This is a genomic window from Marinomonas maritima (genome assembly GCF_024435075.2).
In the GTDB taxonomy this organism is placed as follows: domain Bacteria; phylum Pseudomonadota; class Gammaproteobacteria; order Pseudomonadales; family Marinomonadaceae; genus Marinomonas; species Marinomonas maritima.
In genome coordinates this window covers 225,359-242,066 of record NZ_JAMZEG020000001.1, presented here as the reverse complement: position 1 = coordinate 242,066, position 16,708 = coordinate 225,359, and the positions used below count along the sequence as shown (strand labels likewise).

General features: G+C 41.9%; 17 protein-coding genes. 4 read left to right on the top strand and 13 right to left on the bottom strand.

Features of this window, described 5'->3' with window-relative positions; all coding sequences use genetic code 11:
- Nucleotides 1-43 precede the first annotated feature (43 nt).
- Together M3I01_RS01265 and gntR are read left to right on the top strand one after the other, a co-directional pair.
- Nucleotides 44-538, top strand: coding sequence for a gluconokinase (locus M3I01_RS01265; RefSeq protein ID WP_255893747.1), 495 nt, complete (start codon nucleotides 44-46; stop codon nucleotides 536-538).
- Nucleotides 539-698: 160 nt separating this feature from the next.
- Complete coding sequence (gene gntR, locus M3I01_RS01260) at nucleotides 699-1,727, top strand: gluconate operon transcriptional repressor GntR (RefSeq protein ID WP_394358957.1); 1,029 nt, start codon at nucleotides 699-701, stop codon at nucleotides 1,725-1,727.
- 47 nt (nucleotides 1,728-1,774) lie between these two features.
- Here gntR and M3I01_RS01255 read toward each other — a convergent pair whose 3' ends face one another.
- The 4 genes from M3I01_RS01255 to M3I01_RS01240 all read right to left on the bottom strand — a co-directional run bounded on the left by M3I01_RS01255 (nucleotide 1,775) and on the right by M3I01_RS01240 (nucleotide 5,761).
- The gene (locus M3I01_RS01255; RefSeq protein ID WP_255893746.1) at nucleotides 1,775-2,353 is read right to left on the bottom strand and encodes a cysteine hydrolase family protein; all 579 of its coding nucleotides are present in this window, start codon (nucleotides 2,351-2,353) and stop codon (nucleotides 1,775-1,777) included.
- Nucleotides 2,346-2,684 (bottom strand): hypothetical protein, encoded by a 339-nt coding sequence (locus tag M3I01_RS01250; RefSeq protein WP_255893745.1) that lies wholly within the window; start codon nucleotides 2,682-2,684, stop codon nucleotides 2,346-2,348. The genes M3I01_RS01255 and M3I01_RS01250 overlap by 8 nt, the downstream gene beginning before the upstream one ends.
- A 146-nt stretch (nucleotides 2,685-2,830) precedes the next feature.
- Nucleotides 2,831-4,693, bottom strand: coding sequence for a methyl-accepting chemotaxis protein (locus M3I01_RS01245; protein WP_255893744.1), 1,863 nt, complete (start codon nucleotides 4,691-4,693; stop codon nucleotides 2,831-2,833).
- A gap of 174 nt (nucleotides 4,694-4,867) precedes the next feature.
- The gene (locus M3I01_RS01240; protein ID WP_255893743.1) at nucleotides 4,868-5,761 is read right to left on the bottom strand and encodes a LysR family transcriptional regulator; all 894 of its coding nucleotides are present in this window, start codon (nucleotides 5,759-5,761) and stop codon (nucleotides 4,868-4,870) included.
- Nucleotides 5,762-5,964: 203 nt separating this feature from the next.
- Between M3I01_RS01240 and M3I01_RS01235 the strand changes: the two genes are divergently transcribed.
- Nucleotides 5,965-6,654: a type 1 glutamine amidotransferase domain-containing protein gene (locus M3I01_RS01235; RefSeq protein WP_255893742.1), complete on the top strand. Its 690-nt coding sequence runs from the start codon at nucleotides 5,965-5,967 to the stop codon at nucleotides 6,652-6,654.
- Nucleotides 6,655-6,744: 90 nt separating this feature from the next.
- On the opposite strand, the gene M3I01_RS01230 is transcribed toward M3I01_RS01235, so the two are convergent.
- Entirely contained in the window at nucleotides 6,745-7,041 is a 297-nt protein-coding gene (locus tag M3I01_RS01230) for a Dabb family protein (protein ID WP_255893741.1), read from the bottom strand.
- Nucleotides 7,042-7,258: 217 nt separating this feature from the next.
- On the opposite strand from M3I01_RS01230, the gene M3I01_RS01225 reads away from it, so the two are divergent.
- A complete protein-coding gene (locus tag M3I01_RS01225) occupies nucleotides 7,259-7,849 on the top strand; it encodes a LysE family translocator (RefSeq protein ID WP_255893740.1) in 591 nt (196 codons plus the stop codon).
- A 3-nt stretch (nucleotides 7,850-7,852) separates the two neighbouring features.
- Here M3I01_RS01225 and M3I01_RS01220 read toward each other — a convergent pair whose 3' ends face one another.
- From M3I01_RS01220 to M3I01_RS01185, 8 genes are all read right to left on the bottom strand, one after another.
- Nucleotides 7,853-8,704 (bottom strand): AraC family transcriptional regulator, encoded by an 852-nt coding sequence (locus M3I01_RS01220; protein ID WP_255893739.1) that lies wholly within the window; start codon nucleotides 8,702-8,704, stop codon nucleotides 7,853-7,855.
- A gap of 42 nt (nucleotides 8,705-8,746) precedes the next feature.
- Nucleotides 8,747-9,553 (bottom strand): endo alpha-1,4 polygalactosaminidase, encoded by an 807-nt coding sequence (locus M3I01_RS01215; RefSeq protein WP_255893737.1) that lies wholly within the window; start codon nucleotides 9,551-9,553, stop codon nucleotides 8,747-8,749.
- A 247-nt stretch (nucleotides 9,554-9,800) separates the two neighbouring features.
- Nucleotides 9,801-10,442 carry a response regulator transcription factor gene (locus M3I01_RS01210; protein WP_255893736.1) on the bottom strand — a complete coding sequence of 214 codons (642 nt, stop codon included), beginning with the start codon at nucleotides 10,440-10,442 and terminating at the stop codon, nucleotides 9,801-9,803.
- A 217-nt stretch (nucleotides 10,443-10,659) separates the two neighbouring features.
- Nucleotides 10,660-11,052, bottom strand: coding sequence for a diacylglycerol kinase (locus M3I01_RS01205; RefSeq protein WP_255893735.1), 393 nt, complete (start codon nucleotides 11,050-11,052; stop codon nucleotides 10,660-10,662).
- A gap of 32 nt (nucleotides 11,053-11,084) precedes the next feature.
- Nucleotides 11,085-12,791 (bottom strand): phosphoethanolamine transferase EptA, encoded by a 1,707-nt coding sequence (eptA, locus tag M3I01_RS01200; RefSeq protein ID WP_275564867.1) that lies wholly within the window; start codon nucleotides 12,789-12,791, stop codon nucleotides 11,085-11,087.
- A 562-nt stretch (nucleotides 12,792-13,353) separates the two neighbouring features.
- The gene (locus tag M3I01_RS01195) at nucleotides 13,354-14,217 is read right to left on the bottom strand and encodes a phosphatase PAP2 family protein (RefSeq protein WP_255893733.1); all 864 of its coding nucleotides are present in this window, start codon (nucleotides 14,215-14,217) and stop codon (nucleotides 13,354-13,356) included.
- Nucleotides 14,218-14,523: 306 nt separating this feature from the next.
- Nucleotides 14,524-15,897 carry an ATP-binding protein gene (locus tag M3I01_RS01190; protein ID WP_255893732.1) on the bottom strand — a complete coding sequence of 458 codons (1,374 nt, stop codon included), beginning with the start codon at nucleotides 15,895-15,897 and terminating at the stop codon, nucleotides 14,524-14,526.
- Nucleotides 15,890-16,627, bottom strand: a complete 738-nt coding sequence (locus M3I01_RS01185) for a response regulator transcription factor (protein WP_255893731.1) — start codon at nucleotides 16,625-16,627, stop codon at nucleotides 15,890-15,892. The genes M3I01_RS01190 and M3I01_RS01185 overlap by 8 nt, the downstream gene beginning before the upstream one ends.
- Nucleotides 16,628-16,708: the final 81 nt, after the last annotated feature.

The window sequence follows — 16,708 nt, the reverse complement described above, 5'->3', positions numbered from 1 at the left end:
CACAGCCTTGCTGATAACAGCAAGGCGACAAGGACTTAAGAAGATGACAAAAAAGATTGTAGTATTAGGTGTTTCAGGATCAGGTAAATCGCTGATAGGTAAAAACATCGCGGAGAAGCTGGGCTATCGTTTTTTTGATGGTGACAACTTTCACTGTAAAACAAACGTCGACAAAATGAGCAAGGGTATTCCGCTAACAGACGAAGACCGTAAAGACTGGCTCGCCACGCTCAACACGCTATTAACCGACAACCCGACCGCTGTGATTGCCTGTTCTGGATTAAAACCAGAATACCGCGCTATGCTTCGCCAAGGTCTAGACGATGTCACCATGATCTACCTGAAAGGCAGTATTGATACCATTTGGCAACGTCATCAAAAACGTGATGGTCACTATTTTAATGGCCGTGAAATGTTAGAAAGCCAATTTGCCACCCTGATTGAGCCAACAGAAGAAGAAGAAGCGCTCGTCATTGATATTTCCCAAGATGCGGACGCCGTCTTGAACGAAGCACTTTCTCTATTATCAAACCAATAGAACAAAAGAGGCACAGCAAGCAAGTTGTGCCTTTCAACCACATAATAGTAAATACTCACTTTCAATATCCTCTTTGTTTTAAAAACACCTTCACCATAATTGTCTGTTTTTTTTGTTTCTTGCTATGAGTTGCTTATGATAATGTTACAGGTAACAATTCATGGATACGTCTCTTGATATGAAAAGCTCAGGTATGAAAAATAAACGCCCCACATTGCAAGACGTTGCGAACTTAGTTGGCGTCACGAAAATGACGGTAAGTCGCTATCTTAGAAAGCCCGATCAGGTTTCCCCTCCATTGCAAATTAAGATCGGCGAAGCGCTAGAACACTTGGGTTACATACCGAACAGAGCACCCGATATTTTATCCAAATCCAAAAGTCATGCCATTGGCGTATTGGTGCCGTCGTTAACCAACCAAGTGTTCGCGGAAGTCATTCGTGGCATAGAGTCTGTGTTAGAACCCGCTGGTTACCAAACCATGCTGGCACACTATGGTTATAGCAAAGAGGCTGAAGAAACGCGTATTGCGGCTCTGCTTTCTTACAACGTGGATGGCCTTATTATTTCCGAAAGCTATCACACCGAGCGGGTTCGTAAGATGCTCAGTGTGGCAGGTATTCCGGTAATTGAAATTATGGACTCGGTGTCTCCTGCAATCGAACAAGCTATTGGTATCGACAACCAAGCCGCTGCGTACGCCATGACCGAATGCATGATCAAAAAAGGCCATCGTAAAATTGTCTATTTTGCCGCCCGAATGGACCAAAGAACGCTGTTAAGAATACGCGGCTATCAGGCCGCAATGCAGGACAATGGCTTAACCGAAATGTGCCTAAGTACAGACAGCGCGTCATCGTTTACGCAGGGCGAGCAATTCATGAAAGAAGCCTTAGAAAAACAGCCGGATACCGACGGCGTCTTTTGCACCAATGATGACTTAGCCATTGGTGCGCTCTACGCTTGCCAAAAAATGGGCATAAAAATACCCGAAGAAATGGGTATTGCGGGATTTCATGGCCATAATATCGCGCGAGTCATGGTGCCATTATTAGCCACAGTCATCACCCCTCGAGAAGAAATGGGTCGCTTAGCGGCAGAGCATTTGCTGTCTCGTTTACAAGGCAATTCCGTCTCGCAAAAGATTATCGACTTACCCTTTCAGATAGAAATGGGGGAAAGTATTTAATGGCATAGAAGCTTATAATCTGAAGCTTCAACACAACCTATTATGGCTTAATCACGTAGCGACGTATGACCTTTAGGTAACAAAGCAAACGCGTCATCTTGTGTAATAACCGTGGCATATTCACCGTGTAAATTGGCTAATGACATAGCATGCACGTCATCGGCACTGCGTGATTGTCCAAAAAAGTCTTCTTTGTCAAAAGCAAAACAGGCGCTGCCAACCACATACGTCGTGAAACCTAAATTCCCAGCACTTCTTACCGTCGACTCAACCGAGTTATTGGTGCTTACACCGACCACCACAAGCGCTTGAGTATTCAGTTTTCGTAACCACTTTTCTAAGTCCGAATAGATGAACGCATCAGGGACGGACTTCTCTACGACTTTTTCCCCTTCCAGCGGTTGGAATGCATCTTGAAACAAAACGCCGTCTTGCTCTGGCCAAAATAAGGATTCAGGCTCCGTCGAAATGTGCTGAACATGCACAATAGGCGCATAATTTGCTCGCCAATGGGCAATTAATTCAGCAATTTCCTGTTCTGCGTTGGGGTTATTCCGCTCGCCAGCTTGTGGCCAAGACATGCCTTGCTGCATATCGATAATCATCAAGACGGCTGTGTTATTCATTGGCATTTCTTTTACTCTTCTCAAGCGCTAATAGTCGCTTATTTTGTTTGCGTAGTTGAAAAAAGAAAACAGCGAGCGCCATACACAATAAAAAAGTGAGATTACCAAGAAAATTTACACGATATTCTAGCGATTTTACCTGCGCTATTTTTTTATCAAGCGATTGATAATCGCCTAAAGACGCGGTGGATAATTGTAAAATAGCCAAACTTCGCTCTAATTCAAAAACCGTTTGAGCGAGTGTTTTTGTCTCCTTGCTTTCTGCTTTCGCTGCCATGGAAGTGGTTACAAAAAAAACAAGAAATACGCTTAATGCCAATCGATATAACATAAGATTCCCCTAAATTTTATCAAGTGATGTCATCTGCATCATAACGGGAACGCAGCCCCAATAGATAGAGTAGAACTGCGTCAGATACGATTCAGTATGAGTGTGGTTTATTATTTTGTTTTAACCAATCATAAACCACACTGGCATCACACTTTAAAAACAGAGATGCTTCTATTTAAAGACTCGGCTTGACCCGCAATCTCCTGACTTGCTTTGGAGTTCAAAGCAACAGAAGCAGATGTGTCTTCGGTAATTTCTCGTATTGTGTCAACATTTTTGCTGATTTCATTAGCCGCAATGGTTTGCTGTTCAATTGCGGATGATACCGATCCTGCCATGGCTGAGATTTCTTCTACATCAAGAAGTATTTTGTCTAAAACCGTTCCTGTAATAGTGGCTTCATCTCGACTTAAAGCGCCATCCTGACGACACTCTTCCATCAATGAAACAATCCCTTTCGTACGACCTTGCAAAGTCACTATAATCTCAGATATTTCTTCTGTCGCCGAGTGAGTTCGGCTTGCCAATGCACGGACTTCATCGGCCACTACAGCGAATCCACGACCCTGTTCACCGGCTCTCGCCGCTTCAATAGCCGCATTTAAGGCAAGTAAATTTGTCTGTTCAGCAATGCCTTGGATCACACTCAAAACGCCACCAATACTCTCACTTTCTTTTGCAAGTGCACTGACTGTCTCAACAGAGCCTTCAAGCCTATCTGAGAGTTGGCGAATGCGATCAATGGCCGAAGTTACTTTTGACTGACCTTCTCGTGCATTTTCTTGCGTTGACAAAGCCTTAGACGCAGCCATTTCCATACTGCGAGAAATATCTTCAACCGTGCCCACCATCTCCGTTACAGACACCGCAACCATGTCGGTTTCGGCCCGCTGTTTCTGAGCATCGTCTGATGTTCTTGCGGCGTTTTGTGACAATTGTATAGTCGTCGTATTCATCTCTTTTACGGTTTGATTCGCGTCGGCTATCACACGGCTAAAATCTGCCAACATATCGTTGATACTGGATGCAACAAAACCAATTTCATCTTTCGCCGGCAAATCAATACGCAAACCAATATTATGCGTCGTCTGGATTTCTCGCATCGTGGTTTGAATCGTACTCAGTGCCGAATTAATCGTACGATTAATGATCCAAGCAAATAACACCCCAACAACAATAATAATGCCGCACAGAATTTCCGTCAGTATCATCGAAAATGAGGTTTTCGCATGAATGGCTTGAGTTAACTGAACTTCCAAGGCATCAAGTGCCGTTTCGGTTTTATGAATAGACGCTCGCATAGCCAGTAATTTTCCTTGCTTACTGGTTAAACCTAAGTCTTTTTTACCATCCGAATATTGATTAAAACTTTTGCGATATTGCTCCGTGAGAGAGGACAGCAATTGAGTCTTATCAGTAGGTAATGACGCTCTACTCAATGCACTTTCTAATTGATCTAATGTTTTATTAAACGAGGCAATGTATTTAGGATTATTACGCAACATAAAATCTTTTTCATGACGGCGTAATTGCAACATACTGACGAGCATGGCATCTTGATTTAATGCCGACAATTCACTTTCGATATTATGAACAGCACTACGAAGCGCACCTTGTAGTCCCGTCTCTGGCGTTAGACCCAGCTTTTTAGAAGCGGTGACAACCGACAAAAAATCAGCCTGATATTCTTTAAAATCCTGAGTAAGTTCAAGCAATATATCAGTATCAATTGAATAGGTATCCATTACACTTTCAAGACGAGTCTGATCCTTAAACAAAGAATCCATAATTTCATTAAATTCTGTTTCGTAAGAAAGGTCGAGACGCGCCAAAAAATCTTTTTCGTTACGGCGCAAAGTAAGCATATTTACTTGTTGGTGAACCACAAGGTTCTTTGCGGAATTGAGTTTTTCAAGGTTGGTCTGTGTATTGTAAAAAAGCCCTAACATAGCGACTAGAGCCACAACGAGCAAAACCGTGTTTAAAATTAATTTATGTTTAATGAGCACATTGAGCTCCTATCATTTAAGAGTACATAATCCATTACTAGCGTTTCACTAAATTCCTTCTATTGCGTACATGATAGCTAAAAAAATAAATAAGATCCTAAAATCGCACAATTTTACTCGTAAACATCACAGTAAATAACAAAGTTCACACGGCTAGTGTTAGGGCAACAAAAATCATAAACGAGGAAACGAGGCTTTTAAAAAATCCAGCAGTAAACGCAGCTTTTTTGACCCTGCGGTTCCCGGAGGAAAAACCGCATAAACATCGATTCCGGTGCATTGATAATCAGGCAGAATACGCTCTAAGCGGCCTTGATTAATACGCGGCAACGCATCGTACATAGGGATTCGACCAATGCCATTGCCGCCTTCTAAAAATATCGTTCTCGCCGCCGCATTATTAGTACTCACCGCGCCATGGACAGACAAGCTATAAGAGCGAGTTCCCTGAGTTAGATGCACGGTATTCGCCGCAGGCGTGTACACAACCCAATCGTGTTCATACAATTCTTCAGGTTGAGTGGGTCGACCACGACGGCGAAAATACTCAGGCGAACCACAAAGGCAGGTTTCAAAGGTGGTTAATTTACTCGCTTGTAAGCCTGAATCTAATAGTGGCGCACCACGAATGGCAAGGTCGACCCCCTCTTTCATAATATTGACCACATCATCACTCAATGACACATTCAGCTCTATCAAAGGGTAAAGCCGACGAAACTCATTAAGCGCTGGCACAATCACTTGCAGGCCTAAATTCACCGGACAGGTGATTTTCAGTTTACCGACAGGTTCTTGTTTGGCTTTTTCAATTTGTAAATTTGCTTCATGAGCCTGATAAGCAATGGTTCGACAGCGCTGGTAATACGCCTCTCCTGTTTCAGTCAAAGACAAAGACCGCGTCGTACGATTGAGCAGTTTCACACCCAATTGCTCTTCTAATTTTTTTAAGTGATAACTCACCACGCCACGAGAAATACCCATGGCTTTAGCGGCCGCCGTTAAACTGCCTTGATCGACTACTTGGGAAAACACCACCATGCTTTTTAACTGCTCAAACGAGACTTCCATGACGCCTCCTCACTCTATTTAGTCAAAGGGATGAATATCACCCATTGTATCAATTATTAAACCAATGAAGTCAAAAACCACCCCATTACCTTCATTCGATTAGTTAGATAGACTAATCACAAGTTAATACATTCATTCGATTAGTTAGATAGACTAATCACAAGTTAATACATTCATTAAATCATTATTTTTAGAGGTTCCTCATGAGCACGAAGAAAATTCTAGTCGTTCTAACATCACATTCAGATTTAGGCGATACAGGTCATAAAACAGGCTTTTGGGTAGAAGAGTTTGCTGCGCCTTATTACGCGTTCATCGACGCTGGTGCAGAAGTGGCAGTAGCAACACCTAAAGGCGGACAAGCACCCATCGACCCAAATAGCGAAGCGCCAGACGCACAAACCGGTGCCACCACACGCTTTTATGAAGACCAAGCGGCACAAGACATAATTGCCAACACGCATTTACTTAGCGATATGAAGCAAGATGATTACGATGCCATTTTCTATCCTGGCGGCCACGGCCCACTTTGGGATCTGACTGACAATACAGACTCTATTGCCTTGATCGAAAGCTTTTTACAAGCCAACAAGCCAATTTCCTCTGTTTGTCACGCACCTAGCGCCTTCCTAAACATTAAAGACGCTAACGGCGAATATTTCATCAAAGGCAAAACAGTCACGGGCTTCACCAACAGTGAAGAAGCCGCAGTGCAACTCACCGACGTTGTGCCTTTCTTGCTTGAAGATGAAATGAAAAAACGCGGAGCGGATTACAAAAACACCGCTGATTGGACGGCTTTCGCGGTTCAAGATGGTCTTATGATCACCGGACAAAACCCAGCAAGCTCAGAACTAGTCGCTGAAAAATTACTTGCTAAGCTTAATAAGTAAGTTTTAAAAAGCGTAAACAATAAAAACCCCACTTCAGCAATGACTAAGGTGGGGGTTTTATTGTCTTTCATTTACCGCTATTACGCAGAGTTATAGGACGTAATCAAAGACGATAATGTCTTCTAAAATGGGCCCTAACTGTGCTTTTAGCACCTCATGTTCTGGGTGGGGAAGGTAGTAATCTCGAGCTGCTTCATCGGTAAACGTCATAAATACGCAATGAGTGTAGTTTTTGTTGCGCCCTTCAGGGCTATTATTCAACCCCCATTCAACCGATTCAATACCTTTGATTTTACTTTTAATAGCCTCGAAGTTAGCCAAAGACGTAGCGATCTCGGCTTCTGTCGCTTGATCTTTATATTGAATAAACAACACATGGCGAATCATAAAAACTCCCGTTTAGAATGAATAATGGCCTCACGAAATTCAGCTAGCCGTTTTTGTAAATAGTAGGTCGAACTCTGTATCAAACACCATATCACGAACGCTCCGTTCGCTTCCTCCACAAATGAAACAATCCTTAAAAGGTTAATTTTGTTCAATACTCGACTCTCTATAAAGACGACAGTAAGCGCCTAACTTTGTCTATTTTAAGGACTATCTTATGACTTTTTCTCTCATTATCTCCATGTCTCTGTTTGCTCTAGCAGCGTCGTTATCTCCCGGCCCAGTGAATCTGGTTTCATTGAGTGGCAGTGCACGTTATGGCGTGAGAATTGGTCTCATTTTTGTCACCGGAGCAACACTCGGCTTTATCATTTTATTTTTATTGATTGGCTTTGGACTGCATTACTTAATCGAGCAATTGAGTTGGATCACTCAAGTACTGCAATGGTTAGGCATCGCCTTCTTACTGTACTTGAGTTATCAATTATTTATCGACGATGGCGAGCTAAGTTCGGATGAACACAAGAGCGCACCCACTTTTATGACTGGCGCCATTATGCAATGGCTGAATCCCAAAGCGTGGCTGGCATCCGTTTCAGGTATTTCAGCTTACATCCCTCAAGCGAATACGGAGGAAGTACTGGTATTTGCGAGTTTGTATTTACCGATTTGCTGGTTGTCACTTGGCGTGTGGGTTTGGATAGGGAAGCTACTTGGGCAATATTTTCAAAGCCCTGAAAAGATGCGTTTTATGAATAAAACCTTGGCGCTTTTACTGGCTGGAAGCTGCTTTTTGATCCTTATTTGACCATTAAACTGATCCCGTAGAACGACGATATTGATCCGGTGTTGCCGCTACGCGTTGTTTAAATATCCGATGAAAATGAGCCTGATCACTAAAGCCTATTGTCTGTGCGACATCCGCTATAGGCTGACCTTGCTTCAGCGCTTGTTGACCCAGTTGAATGCGACGATTCAAACGATAAGCATGAGGCGTCATATTAAAATGACGCTTAAAAGCACGAACCAGATAACCCGTACTAAAACCAAACTCAGCCCCGATTAGCTCGATAGAGGTATCTTCCAAGCAAAATTGATTCAGATAATTGGCCACTGGATATAAATTATTGGATGGCAACATCGTCGTCGTAGTTTCAGTTTTTTCATTCAGATGTTTAAACAGACATATAAGATAGCGTTCGAGTGTCTGACTTTTGTCAGAAGAAGACAATTCAGCAGTCATTAAGCGTTCACACACCACCACAAACAACGCATAAAGATCCGTAGTGGCTAACGTATCTAAGGTTAAGGTATCTAAAGGAGTATTTTGCCAAGAACGGCACTCTCTTATACCTGCATCAAACAACAACATCGCCAGCCAATCTTTATCAAGATGCATCATATAATACGCCCAAGGCGAATTTTGGCGTGGGTTGCAGGCATGAACCACATCAGGGTTCATCATCACCAAGGTGCCACGTTCAACCGCATGCAATCGATCGGCACAGAGAAATTCACTCTCCCCTTCCAAGATCGCACCAATCGACCACGTCTCATGAGAGTGCGGCGCATAACTTACTTTTCGACCATCTAGTACCTGACGAAGTTCAACATAAGGCAATGCTGAGTCACGCCAAAAAAGAGGATGCGTAGAAGGTGTCATATTATCGTCCAGCCCGTCAGGTTTTTAATGAAATATACGAATTTATGGTAGACAGCTCACTCGAAACTTATCATCCAATGTTACAGGCAATACCAAAGTACTGAACTTTAACGCTAGAGATTGCTTGCACATCAAGTCTCTCTGGGATTTATCGTCTACGTAAACCTCACGGTATTCTGCATTCAAAACAGGTTTACCCTTGCTGATAAAGACCTCAAAAGATCGACACTCAGAGTATTCAAAACATTGTTCATTTATTGCAAAGTCGAAGTCATCGACCAACGCTCGAACCTGATCAGGATCATTTTTCAAACCAATCGCCAAACCTCTTTTATGTGCTTGCGCGGCTAAAAAACGATTGAATGCTAACTGATCATTTTTGTGGAAATAAAACCCTGTATTGGTTCGATAACTGTCTACATTATCGGGCTCAACACCATCACAACCTTTTGTCACCGCTAAATCGAGGCGACGAGACAATACTTCACGAACATGCTTTGAGCGAATGTCTAACCAGCGCTCATTGTCCCAGCCTTTAAGGGTTTTACCTAAATCTTTAGGCATAAACTCCGCGGCATCGGGTCGCCAGTCTTCATAAGAACCTGCCGAGAAATAACAAATAACTTTTTTACCTGACGCCTGCAAACGCTGAATCAACTCTGGAGAGGAATCAAACAAATCAATATCGTATAAATCCACGTCGTAGTCTTCATTAACAACACCATCCAGTTGCCACTGCCAGGTGACAGAAACAGGTGGACGATACCAATCATCAGCGGCGTAAAGGAAAGAAGAAAAAGACGAAAGAAGCAAACACAACGCCGTAAGAGGAAAGAGTAGAATGCGCATGGTGTACTCCATATTTTCAAAAAGGCAAAAAAGCCCACGACAGGGTCTGCCGTAGGCTTCACTCTACGCTGTTATGTCGGGAAAGGCTTACAAATGAGGGAATTAGCGTAAATTAATCGTGATTGTGCGGCGAAAGGAGCATCAGAGAAAAACATTCATCAGCAGCCTAACTAAACAAAACGGCTTGATGTTAAGTGTACTAGCTCAGACCTGATCTAACAGTTACCTCATTTTGAACCGATGTCTGTCAGTCAATTAATTGATGCTCTAATGCGTATTTGATCAAACCAGCAGAAGTCGGAATATTTAACTTATTCTTTAAGTTTTGGCGATGCGTTTCCACCGTTCGTACACTGATACTCAGTGACTGGGCAATTTCTTTATTAGACAAACCAACGGCCACTTCTTTTAATACCGCGACCTCTCGCTTGGTCAATTCTTCGCATTGCTTCGGAGCCGGTACTTGAGAAAATAAAGAATCGGAAGCACCAGAACTAAAGTACGTTCCCCCTTGATGTACGGTATTAATCGCCTGAACCAACTCTTCTGAGGACACGTCTTTTAATACATAACCATTCGCGCCAGACTGTATCAGTGACAATATGTATTCTTTGTCATGATGCATACTGAGCATCAGGATTTTGACGTTTGGTTGCTCCGCCTTAAAGCGTTTAGTGGCTTCTAATCCATTCAATACTGGCATAGATACATCCATCACCACCAAATCTGGCTTTAGCGCTTTGGCTTTCTCCAAGGCCTCTAAGCCATTGGACGCTGTGCCTATGATCTCTATGTTTGCCTCAAGCTCTAAGCGAGCTTGCAAACCATCTAGAACAAGGGTGTGATCATCCACCAGCAAAACACGTAATAGAGAAGGCGACACTGTCATACTCTCACTCTTTTTATTCGTTTAATATGAAAGGGGAATTGATCGTCTACTATAAGAAGCAGCATACCTTCGAGACCTCTTGCCTTTTTAAGGTTCAATACAGTGTGCCACTTTAACCTGTTCTTTAACCGGAGAATACGTACAAAAACAAAAAAACCGGGCCATTAAACACACCCGATTTCTTTGAACTTCTGTCTGCTAATTCACGATTGGTCGATTATCCTCCCGCGACAAAGTTTTTATAAATAACGCTGAACCAGATCAGGCTATACAACACCAACGAAAGAAAAACAGCCGCAGAACCTAAATCCTTCGCTCTTCCCGATAATTCATGGCGCTCTAAACCGATCCGATCGACAACCGCTTCCACCGCCGAGTTAATTATTTCAACCAAAAGCACTATCAGCATAGCGCCATTAAGCAAGATCAGTTGGATAAGATCAGTTGTGACAAAAAAGCTAATCGGAAACATAACAACAGCCAGTAGGAGCTCCTGCCGAAAAGCAGATTCATATCGATATACCGCTCCAAAACCTTGCATAGAACATCGTCCAGCCTTAATAATTCGACCTATACCAACCCCATTAGGCTTAAGAACATTGCTTTTCATCTCTGCATCCTCTTTATGTTAATAACTATGATTTAGTTTTTACGACATGAATTAAAGACATCAAACTCTTCTTTGTATGAATTTGTCGTTATGTTGCTCAGACCCAAAATAGAGTGAAACAAATAGTCCTGAGAAACCGGCTGCTGGCTTTTTGCCTGTAAGCATGAAACATCCACCTGATTAGCCGCTTGGTATTCATCAGAAAACCACATTAAAAATGGAATGTGCGTTTGCTCTTTAGGGGCAATGAAATAGGGAGCACCGTGTAAATAGATGTTGTTTTCACCTAGCGATTCACCATGGTCAGAGAGGTATATCATTGAGGTGTTGTAGGACGCTGACTGACGAGTCAAAAACTCAATGACTTCATTTAGAAAATGATCGGTATATAAGAGCGTATTGTCATAGGCATTTATAATCTCTTGCTGTGTACAGTTTTGTAGCTGGTTGGTTTCACACACAGGAGTGAATTGCTCAAAACTCTGTGGGTAACGTTGATAATAAGCGGGGCCGTGACTACCTTTTTGGTGCAATACAATGAAGACATCTTTATCAAGACCTTCGATCTTTTCATCTAGTTTATGCAGCAAAATTTCATCAAAGCACTCTTTGCTGTTACACAGATGTTCATCCTTCATATTGCTTAGCTGATCCGTCGGAACTCGATCACATGTTCCTTTACAGCCTGAATTATTCTCTCGCCATAAAACAGAAACTCCAACCCGTGCCAGTACATCTAGTAAGCCTTCAAACTCTTTTGATTTTGCATGACTATAATCTGAGCGCTCAAATTGAGAAAACATACATGGCACAGAGACCGCCGTGGCGGTGCCACAAGAAGATGCATTGGAAAAATTAACTATATTTTGTTTTTCTAGGTTGGGGTTCGTTTTTCGCTCATAGCCATTGAGTGAAAAATTCGCCGCTCGGGCGGCTTCACCTACCACTAAGACGGTTAAATTAGGGTGACCATTAGCCGATGCTATGGTGGATTTTTTAGCATCCAAAGCAATGGCTTGTAACGGAATGTTTTCTGCACTCAGCGTTCGGGAGGTATAACTGGCCGTCGCATAAATAAAATTAACTGGATTCACCAAATGCCGAACATAGCGGTTATTGCGAAAAAAAGAAGCATAGTCTTGATAAAAAATGGCAGCAATAATACTAATAATCAATACACTAACGACAACGTTGATGAGCCTACTCACCAACTCTCTTGGCAACGAGTTTTGCTTAATTTTAATTTGCCACACTATGATGGACGGCACGATTCCTAAAAAAACGATATAAGCAATAAGCTTCACTGACAACAGCTCAGTCGCTTCAGTCATATCGGTTTCCAGTGTATTTTGCACCATATCCCGATCAATCATTATGCCGTAAGTATCCATAAAATAACTGGCACCAGCCGCCAGCATTAAAACAAGAATAACAAGCGGTTTTTGCAGATAACGAAACGCGGTAGCGACTAACAGGATGTTAATCACTGTCACTAAAAAAACAAAAAATGACAGATAAAAACCAACATTCCATAATGAAAACGGGTAAGGCAGGCTGAGTACGTTATCCCACAGTGACAGGTTATAAAACAACACCAACGTTAACGCTAAAAAAAAGCTAAAGGCGCTGGTGCTTAAGGTGATTTTTGTCGGTAATTTTAATCCGGCTAAGAACAACGTTCGTATGAAATTGGCCACAAGGTAAAATAGCTGAGTGACATATTTATAACTGCTTAACATATTTCTTCTCTGAATTGATTTTAGTGAGTAGAAATATGTCTGATTTATCGCCTTGGTTCTGTCGTATGAATGTCCTTTTATTGTCATCGCTATGTCGTCATTACTTTAGACAGTTAATATCTGAATCTTGCTATGAGTACGCAATAAGGCCGACAAGTTTGCAGAATGAGGACGTTTTATGAGCCCTCATCGAAAAAGGTTGTCCCGCAAAAGGGGTCAAGTGATATAAATGCTCAAACTGCCTTTTAAGACAAACCGACGACAAAGCCTGTATGAGCTGATATCGAAAATTAGATACTATGGATTTGGTGCTAAAGTCGGCATTACTGTGACAAAAAAAACCTTAAATGGCTTTTGGCGGAGAGGACAAAAACATACATGACGCTTTTTACCTGAAAAACTATTATTCAGGCTCGACTAGTTAAATAGCGTCTACAGAGAAAGCCCCAGTGACAGTCCTTAGGAAACGAGGCTGACTTACCCTATTTTTTTCATGTGAGTATTGTGATGAGAATCTGAGCTCAGACAATAAAGACCTTTTATTGTGCCAAAAAAGCCTGTATTACCATACAAAACTGACACTGACTCCCACACTATCATCACTCATAATAGGCAGAATAGAATAATAAGATTTTTCGTTATTGGTCGAGTTCGTCTCATGTATCGCATCCATTACTTCATAGGCAAAATACCAACCTAGAAGTGACTGAGAAGCATAGTGCGCTTCGTCATTAACCCGAGACCACGCGGTGAGACCTGATGCAAAATAAGCAAAATACTTCATATAAACATTATCTGTATTCCTTGCTACTGCTAAAAATGGCACAGCTCCAACAAACGCATGTCCACTCACGCCATTGCTGTCATTAAACGGTCGCCAATTTGATCCATCCCTTTCTTTCGGTCTAGATGCGCCAGAGATATGCTGGGTAGACAAAACAAGTGGTAAACCCAAGGTATACGCCCTCGCGACGTCAGATCCCCAACCACCAATTTGAGAGTTAGAATCAAAGTTTATTAATTGGCTAGCAAGAATTGATAAAGGCAGAAGGTACATACCTTCACCAGCATATTTAACAGTTTTAGAAAAACTGTCTGTTCTCTCAGAACGAACGTCTTCTTGATACCAGTCATGAATTTCCTGATCAAGATTAGTATTCGCTGTGATTCCAGCCAGTGCACCAACTCCCGCTATTCGAGTAAGATGATCAAGCCTATAAAAATTAGTATAGTCATTTAATACTTTATCTTTAAACGGAAGAACCTCATACGCCAGAGTATTATTAGATGAAAGGACTAAACAACCAAGAATACTAGTGCTTACAGTAAGCTTTTTCAGGCATTGCAAAACAGCCAATGATATTTCACGAGTACGACTTACCGCAATGAGGAATAGCTGATTAACATTCTTATAACAGGCTGACATATATCTTCTCTGCATTTATTAAATTGAAGAAGAAATATGTCTGATTCACTGCCTTAGTGATGTCGTATGAATGTCCTTTTATTGTGGGGCACTGTCAGCGTTATGTACGGGGAAAACGATAGCCGAAAGCCTTCTCCTGATAGGTTCCATCAAAGGTTGGAGAACAATTTAGGACGATTTTTTCAAGTTGAAAGGAACAATAGAAGCGGCCGTCAAGCCTTATAGAAATGCACTTAAAGTAGAAAAAATAAACGCCGTTTGATGTTGATAAAATCCCTAATAACCCACATCAACAGCGACCAAAATCTAAACTACTGGCCAAGTTACTAACATTCTGGCACCACCATAATCACTACGATGAATACTCACCTTGCCACTGTGCTGACGAGCTATCTGCGCAACAATAGCCAAACCTAAGCCATACCCTCCCGTCTCTTTATTACGGCTCACGTCCAGTCGAGTAAAAGGTTCAAACAAATGCACGCCATGCCCTTCAGGTATACCAGGGCCATCATCATCAACCCATAGTTTATATTGCAGATTGTCTATACTGGCACCAATCACGATGGTGGTTTTAGTGTATTTATCAGCGTTACTCACTAGATTACGTAATAACCGAGACATCAGCTGAGGCTCCATTGCCATCAACACTCCCTTAGTCGGCAAGCTTAAACGTATTTCTGTATTAATTTCTGTTACGAGATAATCTTGCTGTTTCAATAGCCAGTTTGAAATATCGACCTTTTCGAGCTTAAGAAGTGGCTCCGCGTTCTCCAGTTTCGTATAACTCAGCAACTCATGAACCATTTGGTCCATATCATCTATGTCAGCATTCATGCCCAATAAATATAGGTTTCTCAAGTTTTCATCGGATGTATCCGCAATCATTTCTAATTGAAATCTAAGACGACCAATAGGAGAGCGTAATTCATGTGAAACCGCATTTATTAGATTCTTTTGACTTTCAAATAATCGCTTTAATCGTTCTGCCATCACATTAAATGTCTTACTTAGATTGCCCAGAGCTAACATCCCCTCCGGCGCTCGAACATTAAATTCTCCCTGACTAAATGTGTTCGCCGTACGCTCAAGCTTGACTAATCGATATTGCAAACCTAATACCCAAAATATGGCAAACCCCACAAAAGCAAATAACGGAAAGTATTTGAAAGCCATGCTTAAGGGCGTAGCGGTTTCAATCTCTCCCATTGGGCCAATTTCAACGACCATATTAGGCGCAATAAGCTGAAAGTGAACATCTAAAGGGAAAAAAGGCCAAACAGGCAGCCCTTGCTCGATGTCATTGAGATATTTTTCAGACAGTGTTAACTGATCAAAAGGAACGACTTTTACTGGGAGATTGGACGTCGCATTGAGGCGCTCTAACAACATGTCCAATTGCTCTCTGGTCTGAGTTGGGTATAGCGCTTTAATGAGGCCAACCACTGATTCATAGTCATGAATTTGATCTTCGAGGATTTCCTCATGATAGAGGCTATTAAACAGCATTTCGTTACCTTCAGTACAAACGAAAAACAGAACAATTAATGCCAAATACATACTAATAAACTGTTTAAGCAAGGGCTTACCAAAAAAATGTGATTGCGTTGGTACTAGCTTAACTGTTTTTGATGGTGTGACACTGTCACTACTCTGCATTGAATTGTCGTCTTTAATCATTAGTCTGCCACTGATCAGTAATAAAAAGATAACCTTTACCGCGCACGGTAATTATCCTACGGGGTAATCCATTCACATCACCCAGTTTTTTTCTTAGTGACACAATTTTGTTATCAATAGAACGGTCCAACCCATCATATTCAATTCCACGTAACGACTGACTTATGTCATCTCGTGACACTGGCTGTTCAGGATTGTTAGCAAGCAGCCACAATAACTCAAACTCGGTTTCCGTTAATTTGATTGACTCGCCCGCCAATTCCACTTGCCTACGACCGAAATTGATTTTAAGACGACCAAAAGTCAGTTGATCACGAACTTGAGTAACAAGTTGGTCTGAAGTGTCTGAACTCTCTTCATAGCGACGCAACAAAACTCGAACCCTTGCCAACAGCACGCGAGGATGAATGGGTTTATTAACAAAGTCATCCGCCCCCATCTCTAACGCAGCGACCTGATCCATATCATCACCACTGGCTGTCAATATTAATAACGCACCTTGGTACCAGGCTTGTAGCTTTCTACAAACGGTTAAACCATCGACATTAGGTAACATTAAATCGAGGATAATAAGCTGAGGAAGCAACTCTGACGCCAATTCCAGCCCTTTTTGACCGTCTTTGGCATGAGTAACGGCAAAACCGTGCTGACTCAAATAGCTTGTTATTAGCTCGGCAAGTTTAAGGTCATCTTCAATAAGTAAAATGCTATAAAGCGGTTCGTTATTCATACAGTTTTATCAGTTCGTGGCTAAATATTATGATGGATGACAATAAACTATTACAAACGTTCAGTAAAAGACGATATCGCT

Excerpts from the sequence above, each read along its gene's own strand:
- M3I01_RS01265 (WP_255893747.1), top strand. The coding sequence starts at position 44 with ATGACAAAAAAGATTGTAGTATTAGGTGTTTCAGGATCAGGTAAATCG.
- M3I01_RS01225 (WP_255893740.1), top strand. The coding sequence starts at position 7,259 with ATGACTTTTTCTCTCATTATCTCCATGTCTCTGTTTGCTCTAGCAGCG.
- M3I01_RS01185 (WP_255893731.1), bottom strand. The coding sequence starts at position 16,627 with ATGAATAACGAACCGCTTTATAGCATTTTACTTATTGAAGATGACCTT.
- M3I01_RS01235 (WP_255893742.1), top strand. The coding sequence starts at position 5,965 with ATGAGCACGAAGAAAATTCTAGTCGTTCTAACATCACATTCAGATTTA.
- M3I01_RS01190 (WP_255893732.1), bottom strand. The coding sequence starts at position 15,897 with ATGATTAAAGACGACAATTCAATGCAGAGTAGTGACAGTGTCACACCA.
- M3I01_RS01240 (WP_255893743.1), bottom strand. The coding sequence starts at position 5,761 with ATGGAAGTCTCGTTTGAGCAGTTAAAAAGCATGGTGGTGTTTTCCCAA.
- M3I01_RS01205 (WP_255893735.1), bottom strand. The coding sequence starts at position 11,052 with ATGAAAAGCAATGTTCTTAAGCCTAATGGGGTTGGTATAGGTCGAATT.
- M3I01_RS01210 (WP_255893736.1), bottom strand. The coding sequence starts at position 10,442 with ATGACAGTGTCGCCTTCTCTATTACGTGTTTTGCTGGTGGATGATCAC.
- M3I01_RS01230 (WP_255893741.1), bottom strand. The coding sequence starts at position 7,041 with ATGATTCGCCATGTGTTGTTTATTCAATATAAAGATCAAGCGACAGAA.
- M3I01_RS01255 (WP_255893746.1), bottom strand. The coding sequence starts at position 2,353 with ATGAATAACACAGCCGTCTTGATGATTATCGATATGCAGCAAGGCATG.
- M3I01_RS01250 (WP_255893745.1), bottom strand. The coding sequence starts at position 2,684 with ATGTTATATCGATTGGCATTAAGCGTATTTCTTGTTTTTTTTGTAACC.
- M3I01_RS01220 (WP_255893739.1), bottom strand. The coding sequence starts at position 8,704 with ATGACACCTTCTACGCATCCTCTTTTTTGGCGTGACTCAGCATTGCCT.
- M3I01_RS01195 (WP_255893733.1), bottom strand. The coding sequence starts at position 14,217 with ATGTCAGCCTGTTATAAGAATGTTAATCAGCTATTCCTCATTGCGGTA.
- M3I01_RS01215 (WP_255893737.1), bottom strand. The coding sequence starts at position 9,553 with ATGCGCATTCTACTCTTTCCTCTTACGGCGTTGTGTTTGCTTCTTTCG.
- gntR (WP_394358957.1), top strand. The coding sequence starts at position 699 with ATGGATACGTCTCTTGATATGAAAAGCTCAGGTATGAAAAATAAACGC.
- eptA (WP_275564867.1), bottom strand. The coding sequence starts at position 12,791 with ATGTTAAGCAGTTATAAATATGTCACTCAGCTATTTTACCTTGTGGCC.